This window comes from Pseudomonas sp. St386 (genome assembly GCF_018325865.1).
Classification (GTDB): domain Bacteria; phylum Pseudomonadota; class Gammaproteobacteria; order Pseudomonadales; family Pseudomonadaceae; genus Aquipseudomonas; species Aquipseudomonas brassicacearum.
The window spans coordinates 22064-36550 of record NZ_AP021900.1; the positions used below are offsets into that span (position 1 = coordinate 22064).

At 61.8% G+C, this 14487-nt stretch carries 15 protein-coding genes; 1 reads left to right on the top strand and 14 read right to left on the bottom strand.

All coding sequences use genetic code 11. From position 1 onward, the window contains the following. Positions 1-105 precede the first annotated feature (105 nt). The 11 genes from KI235_RS00095 to KI235_RS00145 all read right to left on the bottom strand — a co-directional run bounded on the left by KI235_RS00095 (position 106) and on the right by KI235_RS00145 (position 10950). Entirely contained in the window at positions 106-396 is a 291-nt protein-coding gene (locus KI235_RS00095) for a hypothetical protein (protein ID WP_003196180.1), read from the bottom strand. Between the two features lie 33 nt (positions 397-429). Then, positions 430-849: an organic hydroperoxide resistance protein gene (locus tag KI235_RS00100; protein WP_003196182.1), complete on the bottom strand. Its 420-nt coding sequence runs from the start codon at positions 847-849 to the stop codon at positions 430-432. A gap of 500 nt (positions 850-1349) precedes the next feature. Continuing rightward, positions 1350-2474 carry a diguanylate cyclase gene (locus KI235_RS00105; RefSeq protein WP_003196184.1) on the bottom strand — a complete coding sequence of 375 codons (1125 nt, stop codon included), beginning with the start codon at positions 2472-2474 and terminating at the stop codon, positions 1350-1352. Between the two features lie 322 nt (positions 2475-2796). Continuing rightward, positions 2797-3171 (bottom strand): lysozyme inhibitor LprI family protein, encoded by a 375-nt coding sequence (locus tag KI235_RS00110; protein WP_003196186.1) that lies wholly within the window; start codon positions 3169-3171, stop codon positions 2797-2799. A 239-nt stretch (positions 3172-3410) separates the two neighbouring features. Further along, positions 3411-3980, bottom strand: coding sequence for an HD domain-containing protein (locus tag KI235_RS00115; RefSeq protein WP_028237744.1), 570 nt, complete (start codon positions 3978-3980; stop codon positions 3411-3413). After that, complete coding sequence (locus KI235_RS00120; RefSeq protein WP_013691942.1) at positions 3977-5134, bottom strand: TIGR03364 family FAD-dependent oxidoreductase; 1158 nt, start codon at positions 5132-5134, stop codon at positions 3977-3979. The genes KI235_RS00115 and KI235_RS00120 overlap by 4 nt, the downstream gene beginning before the upstream one ends. A 150-nt stretch (positions 5135-5284) precedes the next feature. Next, a complete protein-coding gene (locus tag KI235_RS00125; protein ID WP_212795417.1) occupies positions 5285-6304 on the bottom strand; it encodes a putative 2-aminoethylphosphonate ABC transporter substrate-binding protein in 1020 nt (339 codons plus the stop codon). A gap of 44 nt (positions 6305-6348) precedes the next feature. Continuing rightward, on the bottom strand, positions 6349-7176 hold the full coding sequence (phnX, locus tag KI235_RS00130) for a phosphonoacetaldehyde hydrolase (protein WP_003196193.1): 828 nt from the start codon (positions 7174-7176) through the stop codon (positions 6349-6351). A gap of 17 nt (positions 7177-7193) precedes the next feature. Beyond that, a complete protein-coding gene (locus KI235_RS00135) occupies positions 7194-8903 on the bottom strand; it encodes a putative 2-aminoethylphosphonate ABC transporter permease subunit (RefSeq protein ID WP_212795418.1) in 1710 nt (569 codons plus the stop codon). Next, positions 8903-9943, bottom strand: a complete 1041-nt coding sequence (locus KI235_RS00140; RefSeq protein ID WP_212795419.1) for a putative 2-aminoethylphosphonate ABC transporter ATP-binding protein — start codon at positions 9941-9943, stop codon at positions 8903-8905. The genes KI235_RS00135 and KI235_RS00140 overlap by 1 nt, the downstream gene beginning before the upstream one ends. Positions 9944-10083: 140 nt before the next feature. After that, the gene (locus tag KI235_RS00145; protein ID WP_013691946.1) at positions 10084-10950 is read right to left on the bottom strand and encodes a LysR family transcriptional regulator; all 867 of its coding nucleotides are present in this window, start codon (positions 10948-10950) and stop codon (positions 10084-10086) included. Between the two features lie 528 nt (positions 10951-11478). Between KI235_RS00145 and KI235_RS00150 the strand changes: the two genes are divergently transcribed. Then, entirely contained in the window at positions 11479-11838 is a 360-nt protein-coding gene (locus KI235_RS00150; RefSeq protein WP_003196201.1) for a DUF6124 family protein, read from the top strand. 102 nt (positions 11839-11940) lie between these two features. Here KI235_RS00150 and KI235_RS00155 read toward each other — a convergent pair whose 3' ends face one another. The 3 genes from KI235_RS00155 to KI235_RS00165 form a co-directional block, all read right to left on the bottom strand. Beyond that, complete coding sequence (locus tag KI235_RS00155; RefSeq protein ID WP_027912883.1) at positions 11941-12714, bottom strand: MetQ/NlpA family ABC transporter substrate-binding protein; 774 nt, start codon at positions 12712-12714, stop codon at positions 11941-11943. 79 nt (positions 12715-12793) lie between these two features. Next, positions 12794-13468, bottom strand: a complete 675-nt coding sequence (locus tag KI235_RS00160; protein ID WP_003196204.1) for a methionine ABC transporter permease — start codon at positions 13466-13468, stop codon at positions 12794-12796. Beyond that, entirely contained in the window at positions 13468-14475 is a 1008-nt protein-coding gene (locus KI235_RS00165; RefSeq protein WP_003196206.1) for a methionine ABC transporter ATP-binding protein, read from the bottom strand. Before KI235_RS00165 ends, KI235_RS00160 begins: the two co-directional genes overlap by 1 nt. Positions 14476-14487: the final 12 nt, after the last annotated feature.

Consider the following 14487-nt stretch of genomic DNA (forward strand, 5'->3'; position numbering starts at 1 on the left):
ACGTTGCAAAAAAACGCCGCTTCCTCATGAGAGATAAGCGGCGTTTTTTCTTTTGGAAGCAACATGGGGTGATTCGACCGGTTTTCGGAGCGGTGAAGGGATTGTTCAGCCCACTCTGTTTTCCATCAGGCGATCGGAGCCGCCTTCAGCCACGCGGTTTTCGATGAGTCGATCCGAGCCGCCTTCGGCTACGCGGTTTTCGATGAGTCGATCGGAGCCGCCTTCAGCTACGCGGTTTTCGATGAGTCGATCGGAGCCGCCTTCAGCCACACGGCTTTCGATCAGGCGATCCGAACCTCCCTCGGCGAACGTAGGTTGAACAGAAGAAGTCGCGAACGCATTGCCGAGCGACAGTGCCAGAAGCGAGCCAACAAGAGTTTTGCCGAGAGTGTTCATGTCCTGATCCTTTTTATTCGTAGATGAAGTGAGTTAGACGGTGACGTGCAAACGGACATCGACGTTGCCGCGTGTCGCGTTGGAGTACGGGCAAACCTGGTGAGCCGCATCGACCAGCGCTTGAGCATCGGCTTGATCCAGACCTGGCAAGTTGATGTGCAGGTCGATGTCCAGGCCGAAACCGCCAGGGATCTGGCCGATACCGACATGTGCCGTGATTGAAGCGTCAGCAGGAATGCTGCGTTTGCTTTGGCTGGCGACAAACTTCAATGCGCCAATGAAGCAGGCGGAGTAACCGGCAGCGAACAACTGCTCAGGGTTGGTGGCTTCACCACCGGCGCCGCCCAAGGCTTTTGGAGTAGCCAGTTTCACGTCGAGAATCTTGTCGCTGGAAACAGCACGGCCATCACGGCCACCGGTGGAGGTTGCGACTGCGGTGTAGAGAACGTTCATCGTGTTTCCTCTTTTGCTGATTGGTCTGATCAATGTTTTTGGTTCGCGCTAAATGTTTGCGCGCTAACCAGTTGCGATAAAGTTAACGGATGAATAATTAGCGCGCAAGATAAATTTTGAGAAAATTGCCAATTCAGAATTAACTAATTGATCTAAAAAGAAATTTATTTTTAGGCCCTGCAATATCGCCAGCCCGCGTGAGCCGCGAGGTGAGCCAAGGGGAAGGAGGTGCTAGGGGGGATCAGCAGGACCAGCGCAATTGCAGGCCTTCAAAGAGAGGGAAATTCATAAGCAGAATGTTGGGTTTCGATCGTCCCAACGCTCTGCGTGGGAACGCCGCCAGGGACGCTCCGCGTTCCGCTTTTGGAAAGTGACGCAGAGCGTCACGGGATGCATACCCACGCAGAGCGAGGGCACGATCAAACGCGGGATCAGGGAAAAGTAAAAAAACCGCCGAATTGGCGGTTTTTTTGGTTTCGCGCAGGGCAAAGCCAACCCGACTAAGCAACAGCCACTCGATTACGCCCCAACGCCTTCGCTCGATACAGGGCTTTATCCGCATCGTTCATCAAGCTGTGAAGATCCTTATTACAAGCCTCCGTCGATGCGACGCCAAGGCTGGCTGAGATATGGTGAACAGGCTCGATCGTCAAACCTGCAATCGTATCGATGAGCCGTTCTGCAATCTGGGTAGCAACCTCAATGGAAGTGTCCGGGAGCAGAATGGCGAACTCTTCGCCCCCGAGCCGACCGTGGATATCGGTTGCCCGAAACGACGAACTGATGACCGTCCCCATCTGGCGCAAAACCTGATCGCCGACCTGATGGCCGTAGGTGTCGTTGATGTGCTTGAAGTGATCCATGTCCAACATGACCGCGCACAACCCTTGCCGCTTGGCCTTGCACTCGTTGTAAAGCTGCTGGGCATGCTCGAAAAATGCCCGTCGACTCTTCAGGCCGGTCAGTTCATCGGTTTGTGCGGCGCGGGTTGAAATGCTGTTCGCCTGTTCCATTTCACGGGTGAGTCGAAAGGCGATTTCCAGTGCCTGAGACATTTTGTGCGTGGCGCGGGCCGCAAATGCCGTGAATACCAAAATCGAAAGGGCCATGCCGACTTGGATCGGGGACGGTTGAAACAGCAGCCAGATCGTGCACGGCAACAACACCACGCCGATGGAAACCAGTGTCATATCGCGATAGGCCGAGTAGCAGGACACCGCACTGACGGACATCCCGACCGTAAAAAGCATGACCAACGCCTGCGACAACAAATCGTCCGCCGGCATGAGCACAAACGCCCCACCGCCCCAGATGCTGGCTGACAGCACCAGCGTGACCCAGTATTTGCGTTCCCAATGTTGAGGCGTGCGCTGACTTTCGTCGCTGCGGAAATAGGCAACGAACATCGCGATACGCACCAGCGTCGATGCGGTCAGGATGGCCAGCCACCAAAAAATAGCGCTGTGCTCAAAACGATCCCAACACAGCCAGCTCAGCATGATGGCAGCCAGGTAACTACCCAAAACCGCAGAAACGGATTGGCGAAACAGTTGCTGCAATCGGTCAGTTCGAACCTGCTCGGCTATTACAAAATCCTGGCCATTGCGCAATCTTGGGCCATACATTTGAACCACCTGGTTATGACGCAACAAAAAAACGATTGTGGCACCCTGCCACCAATGCAAACAACTGAATTACTGTGAAGATGAGATTTAGCGAAACATCTCGCTGTCCCGCCCGCTGGGATCTTCGCCTCGCTGGCGTAACTCCCCGAGCCTGAAGAGTGTGTGGCCTGCACCAGGCATGAAAAAAGGGGCAAGGGCGAGTTGAGTCGTTGTTGGCGAATCGGGTGTTGAATAGCGTTGAGCCGCGATAGCGGGTGAACCCGCCAAAGAAAAACCCGACGTTTTACGTCGGGTTTTTCAGCGAGGGCAAGTTGTTTACGGCTTACTCGACTTGCGACAGCTTGGCGTCGTCGCAACCGGCGGCACGGCACTCGCGCTCGACAGCTTTGAGGATGACGATACGCGCCTCGGTCTTCTCGTTGGCACAGTCCAGGTAGAGCAGGCCATCGTTGGAACAGGCGCTGTCACGATTTTTGATCCACTGGATTTGAGCGGCTTTCACTTTTTTCTTTTGATCCGGGTTCAGCGCACTCATCGTCTTCTTGTATTGATCATTGATGTCCTGATCCGACTGAACCATTTTCAGCGATGCGCAATAGGTTCTGTCATAGGCGTTTCTAGGGTTATCGCAACTCATCGCAGATGCCGATGCTGATGCCATTGCCAGCAATGTCCCAACCAACAAAGACTTGATCACTTACTTCTCTCCCTGAATGCCCTCTATTGATTAGAGGTCGCGGCGGGGAATTTATCATGCGGGTTGTAGAACAATGAAGCAGATCCTAGGGTTCGTTCGGCCCGAACAGGGGGCAAATGCTGATAGGGGTTCGGGAGCAAGTGATCGCTGAAAGAGACTTCGTCGTTCCCACCGCTCTCGGGCCCCAATTTACGGGCCAAAACCAAGCCCTGTTTATTCCGCTGGTGTGATCCTTTCCATCAAGGTATCGCAGCCTGGTGAACACGTATCGCAAGCTGCTCCAAATCGCTGAGATCGGTTGAAGGTCTCCCGGCGACCTTGGCCGCCTCGTCCCAGCGGCGCAAACGCAGGCTGTCGGCAAACAGCGGGTCGGCCTCGAAAGCTTCGGCCTCAGGGGTCGTCATCGGTCCGCCCTGCCAGTGCAGCGTTTGCCGGCTGGCCTCACTCAACCCTGCCAGATAAGCCGGTTCGCGCCAGCTCAGGTAACGCTTGGCGTCAACATGCCGCGCCACCAGCCCCGCCAGGCGCTGGGAGAAGCCCAACCCCAACAGCCAGTTTGCGCCCACCCGCTCGTGGCCTCGACGGCCCAGGCCGGCCATTGAGTTTTCCGTCGTCAGCGGCGCACAGAAGTGCCCGACGTCGTGGCAGAAAGCGGCCAGCACCAACTCCTCGTCTGCCCCTTCGTCACGTGCCAGCTCGGCGGCCTGGACCATGTGTTCGAGCTGGCTGACCGCCTCGCCGATGTAGTCCGCCTGCGCCTGCTGGCGGCACAGGGCAAACAGTTCGGCCACCGCCTGCTCCGCGCTCATGCGACGCACGCCTGCGGCCATTCTTCTTCGCCGAGCAGCGCCGCCAGGCTGCGCTCGCCGAGGCCTAGGCCGACGCTCATGCCCAGGCCGGTGTGCATCAGTACGGCGCTGACACCTGCTCCGGCTTGCACCACGCTGAACGGGCCGGGCCCGCGCGAGCCGTATACGCCCTGCCAGCGTTCCAGCACCTGCAGCTTGCCGCCCAGGGTGTGCTCGGCCAGCGCCAGCATGAGGTCGTCCACGGCCTCGGCATTGAACGGCGAGGCGTCGCTGCCGTAGTCGTGGGAGTCGCCGATGATCAACTCGCCATGGGGCGTCGGGCTGACCAGCAGGTGGATGCCGTGGGTTTCCAGTTCCGGCTGCTCGCGGCGGATCTGCGCGCGAATAGCCTCGGCTTCCGGCAGATCGGCGAAAGCGCCGTAATGCACGCAGCTGAGTCCGGTGAGCACCGCGTGCTGCAGGTCCAGCGGCTGTTGCAGGCGGGCGCGCAGCATCTGCAAGCGACACACCGAAGGCTGGAGTGCGGCCAGCGGCTCGGCCAGCAAGGTCTGATAATCGTGTCCGGAGCAGACCACGATGTGCCTGGCGCTGAAACTTCCGGCGCTGGTCAGGGCGCTACCTGGTTCGACGTCACGCACCAGGGTGGAGAAGTGGAACTGCACGCCCAACCCGCGCAGGTAATCGACGATCTGCGGCAGCGCCTCACGGGAATACAGCTGCTGGTCGTCGAGGCCATGCAGGGCGGCGCGATGGTGGGCGAAACGTCCGCCGTACAGCCCATTCAGGGCGGCGCCGCGCAGTAGCTCGACGCGGTAGCCCTGCTCACGAGCGCGGCCCGCGCAGAAGGCTTCGAGCAAGGCTTCTTCGGCTTCGCTGCGTGCAAACAGCAGTGAGCCCTGTTGCTTGAGCTGCAGGCCTGCGGCCTGGCCCAGTTCGGCCCACAGGCCGCGGGACTGGCGGGCCAGGTCGAGCATCACGCCGGGTGCCTGGCCAGTGACCAGGGCCTGGCCGAAGTTGCGGATGGAGGCGCCGAGCGGCGTGTGGCTGCGCTCGAACACACGTACCTTGAGGCCGCGCTTGGCGCCGGCCCAGGCATGGGCGAGGCCGAGCATGCCGGCACCGACGATCAACAGATCGCAGTCGTGCTGACTCATGGGGAAACTCCTGGAACGAAAAAGGCGGCCGCCAACGCAGCCGGATGAATCAACGTGCAGCACCGATTGGCAGAACCCCTCTGGCAAGGCTGGCGGGCGAGCCGTACAGCAGACCCGCGTCACACCGCCAACAGGATTCTGCCGGCCACGTCACTGGGCGACAGGTTCGGACTTGCCGTCGTAGCGCTTGCGCCATTCGGCGAGGATCTTGTCGCGGTTTTCCGAGGCCCAGGCGAAGTCGTTCTTGATCAGGCGCTGCTCGTAGTCGGCGGGCAGTTCCTGGAAGCGCTCGGCGATGCCCGGCTGGGCCAGCACGGCGAAATTCGCCTTGTACAGGTCCATGGCCTCGCGGCTGGCGGAGAAGTCGGCGAGCTTCTTCGCCGCTTCCAGCTGCTCGGTGCCCTTGATGATGCCGGTGGCCTCGATCTCCCAACCCAGGCCTTCCTTCGGCAGGACGATGTCCAGCGGCGCACCCTTGCGCTTGAGTTGCACAGCCGGGTACTCGAAAGAAATGCCGATGGGAAACTCACCGGCGGCGGCCAGCTTGCACGGCTTGGAGCCGGAGTGGGTGTACTGGCCGATGTTCTGGTGCAGCTTGTCCATGTAGGCCCAGCCCTGGGGCTCGCCGAAGGTCTGCAACCAGGCGCTGACGTCGAGGTAGCCGGTGCCGGACGAAGCCGGGTTGGGCATGACGATCTTGCCCTTGTACACCGGGTTGGTCAGGTCTTCCCATTTGGTCGGCTTGGGCAGGCGCTGCTTCTCGGCCTCGATGGTGTTGAAGCAGATGGTCGCAGCCCACACGTCCATGCCGACCCAGGCCGGTGGGTTGGCGGTGTCGCGGTAGTTGGCGCCGATCTTGTCCAGGTTGGCCGGGGCGTAGGCTTCGAGCATGCCTTGTTGCTTGAGCACAGCCAGGCTCGAGCCAGCCAGGCCCCAGACAACGTCTGCCTGCGGACGATCCTTCTCGGCCAGCAGCTTGGCGGTGACAATACCGGTGGAGTCGCGTACCCACTTGATCTCGATATCCGGGTGCAGCTTTTCGAAGGCGCTCTTGTAGGCGGCCAGCTGTTCCACTTCGAGGGCGGTGTACACGGTCAGCTCGGTGTTGGCCTGGGCCTGCATGGCGCAAGCGGCGAGCAGGCCGGCGGCCAGAGCGGTGCGTTTGAACATGAAGAGCTCCTTGGTTGGCATTGCGTGGCGTTGGTTATTCGAATTCAGCTGGCTTGCGGACTCTCGCCCCGGGCCAGGCGAGCGTTGATCGCGTCGATCACCGGCGGCAGTTCGGCGAGGGTGTCGATCAGGTAATGCGGCCGGCTCGGCGCGAACAGCGCGTCGATGCGCGTGCGCTCGGCTTCGCGCTGCGCGGGCGTCAGGGCCTGGTACTGCGCCCAGTCAAGGCCCAGAAAGTTGCCGGAGAAGCGCAGCGCCACGGTCCACATGCCGGCGCTGCGGCCTTCGAGGATGCCCGGCTCGGTGTCGTCGACCTTGACGCAGGCAGCCACGTCGTCGAGGCCGAGGGCGATGACGTTGGCCAGCGCCTGGGCCGGGCTCGGCCGACCCTTGGGCACCTCGTCGGTGGCGACCACATGGTCCGGGCTATAGCCATTGGCGGCGGCCAGCTCGACCACCTTGTCCATCACCTGTTTGGGATAGCCGGAGCAGCTGCCGAGCTTGAGGCCGCGCTCGCGCAGCGCGGCGATACACGCCAGCGCGCCGGGGATCAGCGCCGAGTGCTCGCCGACCTTGGCGATCTGCAAGGGCATGAAGCGCTCATAAATTGCCGTCACATCTTCATCGCTCGGCAGACGGCCGAAGCGACGCTGGTAGCGCTCGGCAATCGCCGGCAGGTTGCACAGGGCGCGGATATGGTCCCATTTGCCCATGCCCATCGGCCCGCGCGCCTCCTCCAGGCTGATCTCGACGTCGAAACTGGCGAAGGCCTCGACGAAGATGCGGGTTGGCGCGAAGGAGCCGAAATCGACCACGGTACCAGCCCAGTCGAGAATGGCGGCGTGCAGGCGGTCGGGGTGTTGGTAGTGCATGGCAGTCTCCAGGGTAATCAATGGCCGGCGGCCGTGCGCCAGGCTTGGGCCCGACGCAGCACACCGCGTGAGGCCCCCGCCAGCAGCAGCGAAACCGCGGCCGAGGTGAGCAGAATCAGGGTGGACATGGCGGCGGCGCCGCCGACGTTGCCGGCGTCGTCCATGTTCAGCACGGCGATGGCGGCGAGCAGGCTGTCCGGGCTGTAGAGGAAGATCACCGCCGACACCGTGGTCATCGCCGAGACGAACAGGTAGCGCAGGATGTCGAGCAACGCCGGCAGGCAAATTGGCAGGGTGACGCGCAAAAAGTGGCGCAGCAGCGGCACCTTCAGCGACAGCGCCGCGGCCTCGAACTCGCCATCGAGCTGGCGCAGCGCGGCGCTGGCAGTCAACTGCGCGGTGGTCAAGAAGTGCGCGATGGTGCACGCCACCAGCAGGGTCAGGCTGCCGTACAGACCGTGCAGCGGATTGCCCGGCAAGTTGAAGAAAAACACGTAGCCCAGGCCCAGCACCAACCCCGGCACCGCCATCGGCACGAAGCTGAGCAGACGCAGGGCCTGGGTCAGCGGGCTCTGCCGGGTCTTCTCCAGCAGGTAGGCGCCGGTGAAGGTCAGCAGGCTGCCGAACACGGCCGTGCAGCCGGCCAGCAGCAGGCTGTTGCGGTACACCTGCCAGCCGCCGGGGAGTTCGGAAAAGGTGTAGTGGTGCAGCGACAGCGACAGGTCGTAGGGCCAGAACTTGACCAGCGACGAGTACATCGCCATGCCGAACACACCGAGCAGCGCCGCGCAGATCAGCAGCACCACGGCAAGGAAGGCCAGGTCGCGGCGGCGCGACGGTTGCGGCTGGTAAACCTGGGCGCGACCGCTCATTGCCTCGCGCTGACGCCGGCGTAGCCACAGGTCGACGGCGAAGCTCAACAGCGCCGGCAGCAGCAGGACCATGCCGATCAGCGCGCCGCGGCCGAACTGCTGTTGCCCAACCACTGCTTTGTAGGCCTCCAGCGCCAGCACCTGATAATCGCCGCCGACCACCACCGGCACGCCGAAATCGGTGATGCACAGGGTGAACACCAGGCAGAAGGCGGCGAATACGCCCTGTCGGCTGCCCGGCCAGGTGATGCTGCGAAATGCCCGCCACGGTGACGCGCCCATGCTCGAGGCGGCGTCGAACAGGCGCGCATCGGCCAGGGCCAGGGCTGAAAGCAGCACCATCAGCGCATGCGGGAAGGTGTAGATGACTTCGCCGATAACGATGCCCCAGAAGCCATAGATATTGTCCGTGAGCAGGTGCCGGAGCGCGCCCTGGTTGCCGAACAGGTAGATCAGCGCGATGCCCGGCAATATCGACGGCGCCAGCAGCGGCAGCAGGGAAATGCCGCGCCACAGGCCCTTGGCCGGCACGCAGGTACGCTGCAGCGCATAGGCGAAGGTGTAGGCCAGCGGCACGACGATGGCGGCCACGGTCAGCGAGACCGCCAGACTGTTGCCTAGCAGCCAGCGGAAGTTGGCACTGGTGAACAGTTCGGCCGCCGCCGTCAGCCCACCGCCCTGCCCGGGCTCGCTGGCAAAGCCGCGCCAAAGCATGGCCAGTAGCGGCAGCAGCACGGCGAGAACCAGCAGCACCAGCAGCAACCACTGGCCACCGTGGACGAATATCCGGTCGGCCAGGTCGGCAGGCAGGCGCCGCGCGCCGGCTTGGGGCTTGCTCAGCAATACCTGTTCCATCAGACGAACACTTGCAGGCTGCGCGGCGGCAGGGCCACCCAGATATGCGGGGCGCCCAGGCGCGGCATGGCGTCCGGCGCCAGCTCGGCAAGCAGGGCATGACCCGGCAGGGCGTCCAGCTCGAAACTCAGGCGGCAGCGATTGCCGAGGAAGGTGATCTCGCGCATCTGTGCGCTGAACAGGTTGTCTTCGTGCACCGGCGGGTTGACCACCACCGCCTCGGGCCGGCAGAACAGGCGACCGCGTTCGGCCGGCCGGACGCCGTGCAGACGCAGGCTCAGCTCGCCAACCCGGGCGTGCTCGCCGTTGCGCTCGTAGGGCAGCCAGTTGCCCTGGCCGACGAACTCGGCGACGAAGGGCGTGGCGGGCGCGCGATAGATCTCCTGGGGCGTGGCGTATTGCTCGACCCGACCGTGGTTGATCACTGCGATACGGTCGGCCATGAGCATGGCCTCGTCCTGGTTGTGGGTGACCATCACGGTGGTGATGCCCAGGCTCTTCTGCAACTGACGCAACTCGCCGCACAGGTGTTCGCGCACGCGAGCGTCGAGGGCCGACATCGGTTCGTCCAGCAGCAATAGCTTGGGTGCCGGCGCGAGGGCACGGGCCAGGGCTACGCGCTGTTGCTGGCCGCCGGAGAGCTGGCCGGGGTATTTCTGCTCGCTGCCCTTGAGGCCGACCAGCTCAAGCATCTCGGCGACCCGTGCACGGAGGCTCTCGCGGCTATTGCCGGCCAGGCCGTAACCGATATTTTGCGCCACCGTGAGATTGGGAAACAGCGCATAGGATTGGAACAGGATGCCGTAGTCGCGCGCCTGCGGTGGCAGCGTGGAGACATCACGCTTGCCGAAGAAAATATGGCCGCCGTCCTGGCGCTCCAGCCCGGCGATGCAGCGCAGCAGGGTGGTCTTGCCGCAGCCCGAGGGGCCGAGCAGGCACACCAGCTCGCCGGCAGAGACGTCCAGCGACACCCCGTCCAGCGCCTGAAAGGCGCCGAAGGCCTTGTGGATGTCGCGCAGTTGCAAGCTGACCGTAGCCATGGCGGAACCTCGTCGGTGGAATACGAGGTCCATCCTGGACACAGGGTGCTAAGGCTTTATGGCAGTTAGGCAAAAACTGCCGATAGTGGCATCGGTGGATTTATGTAGTGCTTTCATCCAAAAGGCGGGCGCGAGGCACCTTACGAGGTGCTCCCGGCCTCCCGCGCCAACGCAAGGAAAACTGCCGGCAGGCGCGCGCTGCGGCGCTCCTTCAGGCAGTAGAGGTATTCGGTAATCAGCGGCGCGCCTTCCAGTTCGATCACCCGCAACTCGGTACTGGTCGGCACTTCGTGGCGGGCGATGATGCTGATACCGATATTGCGCAGCACCGCTTCGCGGATCGATTCGCGGCTGCCGATCTCCAGTAACGAGCCGAGCGCCACGCCAGCGTCGCGCAGCAACTGCTCGGTAAGCACGCGAGTGGTCGAACCTTTCTCGCGCATCAGCAGGCAGTGCCCGGCCAGCGCCGCGAGCGGCACGCGCTCCCGCGCGGCCAGCGGGTGACTACGGTGTACGGCCAACACCAGTGGATCGTGGCCCAACAGCAGGCGAGTCAGTCGCGGGTCCTCGACCAACAGCGAGGAAGCGGCAAGGTCGACGCGGTAGTCTTCCAGCGCTTCGATCACCTGCTGCGAGTTGCCGATCTCCAGGGTCACCTCGCATTGCGGCAGTTGCTCGCGAAAGCGCCGCACCAGGTCGAGCATGTAGTAGGGCGCAGTGGCGCCGATGCGCAGGGCACCTTGTACCTGGCCGCAGTTGCGCAAGAAGAACTCAATGTCGGCCTCCTGTTGCAGCAACTGCTGCACCATGGGCAGCAGGCGTACGCCTTCATCGCTCAGGGTCAGACGCCGACCACCCCGGTAGAACAGCTCGACGCCGTACTGCCCTTCGAGGCTGCGGATCTGCGTGGTGACCGTGGGCTGGCTGAGGCCGAGCTTCTTCGCCGCCTGGGTGATGCTGCCCAGGCGGGCGACCATGTGGAAGGATTTCAGCTCGGCGAAGGACATTATGTATACGGCTCTCGGTACGGATCACCCTTGAAGGCGCGTGAGCATACGTTACAGCTTGGAAGTGACAGAACGTCAGTAAAGCATGACGGGCAGATCGACTTGCAGCGTTTTGTGATGCGTTACGACAACGTCAGGTTCCATAGCTAAAACCTGCCCTCTGGCTCCGAATTTCAAGGCAAAACGAAGCTTTGTTTATTCCGCAACAGCCACCCTTCCATCAAGCTACGAATCCTTGCGCCATTGCCTACAACTACGCCAGAATCCGCCCGCTTGTGCGCCTTGTCCCTGGGTTCTATCGTTTCCCTGCCACTGCCCATCAGTGGTCGGGTTTAGTAGCCCGAGGTATTTAGTAAGGTGCAAAGCTCTATCAGTCAGGTATTTCCATGCCTGTATTTGATGGCGGCTGTGCGCAGGGCGCCCTCGGGCGCGCCGGCTTGCTAAGTCCCCGGTCTACTAACCTGCGTACAGCTGCCACCCCTTGTTTAGTAGCTAGAGGGTTGCGGCGTCACCTATAGGACTTAGTACATGTTCAAACCTACACCGAATCCGCCAGAGGCGGACCAAGCTTCCCCGCGAACCAAATCCAAAGCCAAGAAACACGACGAAGCCACCAATCGTGCCTTGGATTACTACCTGCTACCAAAACCGGAAAAGTCCGAAGATACGTCCCAACCGGGTCAGCTCTTCACCGTCGCCAAAAACGCCGACAACGAATCCCTCCTCGCCAACCTCAGCGAAACCCTGGCGGCAGCCGACGCGATGGTCAGCAACCTGGCCTTCGACCTGGAAGGCCCGCGTCGTCACATCCTTCTCGGCATCCAACAATTGATCGAATTGAGTTCATTGCTGGCGAATCGGGTGTTGAATAACGTTGATCCGCGATAGCCCGTGATCTTGCGGGTCTTTCCGTGACGCCACACATTTCCGAGCATAAAAAAAACGGGCCTGCATTCCCACGCAGCCCCGTTTTTTCACCACCTGATCAGATCAGAACGCCGGCAAAACCGCACCTTTGTACTTCTCAAGAATGAAAGCCTTCACTTCCGGCGTATGCAGCGCCGCCACCAGCTTCTTCATCGCCTCGCTGTCCTTATCATCCTCGCGAGCCACCAGGATGTTCACATAAGGCGAGTCGTTACCTTCGATAACCAGCGCATCCTTGGAAGGATCAAGCTTGGCTTCCAACGCGTAGTTGGTATTGATCAACGCCAGATCCACCTGGGTCAGCACCCGCGGAATGGTCGCCGCTTCCAACTCACGGAATTTCAGATCCTTCGGATTCTCGGTGATGTCCTTGGTCGTCGACAGGATGTTGTTCGAATCCTTCAACTTGATCACCCCAGCCTTAGCCAGCAGCAACAGCGCACGACCGCCGTTGGTGGCGTCGTTCGGGATCACCACGTTGCCACCACCTGGCAATTCGGCGAGTGTCTTGTACTTACTGGAATACGCGCCCAGTGGTTCCAGGTGCACACCGGCCACGCTCACCAGGTGCGTGCCCTTGGCCTTATTGAACTCATCCAGGTAAGGCTGGTGTTGGAAGAAGTTGGCGTCCAGGCGTTTTTCGGCGACTTGTACGTTCGGCTGGATGTAGTCGGTGAAGACTTTGACCTTGAGGTCCACGCCTTCTTTGGCCAGGGCCGGTTTGACGAATTCGAGGATTTCCGCGTGGGGAACCGGGGTGGCCGCGACGGTCAGGGTGTCGGCGGCGTGGGCGGAAAACGCTGCGGCGGCAGCGAAGGCAACCAGTAGTTTTTTCATTCAGCTAACTCCTTGTGGGGCGCCTGCTCTTGGCGCCTGCCAGCGAATGGCCGGCTCATGGTTTATTGGCCGCGAGGCCTTATTTTCTAGAGAAATGCACAACCAGTTTGTCGCCCACGGTCTGCAGGACCTGCACCAGCACCAGCAGCAATACCACCGTGACTACCATCACATCGGTCTGGAAACGTTGGTAACCGAACCGGATTGCCAGGTCGCCCAAACCACCGGCGCCGACCACACCGGCCATGGCCGTGTAGGACACAAGCGTAATCGCTGTCACCGTAATCGCTGCAAAAATGCCTGGGCGGGCTTCCGGCAGCAAGGCGTTGACGATGATCTGTCGGGTGGTCGCGCCCATGGCCTGGGTCGCTTCGATGATGCCGCGGTCGACTTCGCGCAGGGCGGTTTCCACCAGGCGGGCGAAGAATGGTGTGGCGCCGACCACCAGCGGTGGGATCGCGCCGGCCACGCCCAGGGAGGTGCCGGTGATCAATACCGTGAACGGGATCATCACGATCAACAGGATGATGAACGGCAGCGAACGCAGGATGTTCACGATCAGCGACAGCAGCGCATAAACGCCACGGGCTTCGAGCAGCTGGCGCGGGCTGCACAGGAACAACAGCACCCCCAGCGGCAGGCCGAGCAGGACGGTGAACAGCAGCGAACCGAACAGCATCAGGAAGGTGTCGCCCGTCGCCAGCCAGATTTCCAGCCAGTCGATGTTGGAGAAGAACGAACTCAACAGTTCCATTAGCGCAGCACCTCCATGTGGACATCGGCCGCGGTGAAGCGGGCAAACGCCGCCTCCATGTCACCGCCGGTGATGGCGAGGGTCAGTTGCCCGTAGGGGGTGTCTTTGATGCGGTCGATACGACCGGCCAGGATGCTGTAGTCCACGCCGGTTTCCCGGGCGATGGTGCCGAGCAATGGCGCGTAGGTCGCTTCGCCCTGGAACGTCAGACGCACGATGCGCCCTGGGACGTGAGCGAAATCGTCGCGCTGTTCGCTTTCGTCGATCTGCTCGTCTTCCTGGACGAAACGCTTGGTTGTCGGGTGCTTGGGGTGCAGGAACACCTGGGCCACCGGGCCTTGCTCGACGATCACGCCGGCGTCCATCACGGCCACTTGATCGCAAACGCGGCGGATCACGTCCATTTCATGGGTGATCAGCACGATGGTCAGCTTCAGCTCGCGGTTGATTTCCGCCAGCAGTTGCAGCACCGAGGCAGTGGTCTGTGGGTCGAGGGCGCTGGTGGCCTCGTCGCACAGCAAAATCTTGGGTTTGGTCGCCAGGGCGCGGGCGATGCCAACGCGCTGCTTCTGGCCGCCGGACAGTTGCGCCGGGTATTTGCGAGCGTGGTCGGACAGGCCCACCCGCGCCAGCAACTCGGCAACGCGCTGGTCGATTGCGCTGCGGGACAATTCGCCCGCCAGCGTCAGTGGCAGCGCCACGTTGTCGGCCACGGTCTTGGACGCCAGCAGGTTGAAGTGCTGGAAGATCATCCCGACTTGCTGGCGGAAGCGGCGCAGGCCGCTGGCGTCCAGGGCGGTGACTTCTTCGCCGTCGACGATGATCTTGCCGCCCGTGGAATCTTCCAGGCGATTGATCAGGCGCAGCAAGGTGCTTTTTCCCGCACCGGAATGGCCAATCAGGCCGAAGACCTGACCGTTCTCAATCGTCAGACTGGTCGGATGCAGGGCGGGGATATCCCTACCGGCGACTCGGTAGGTTTTATGGACGTCTTGAAACTCGATCACGTAGCGAACCTT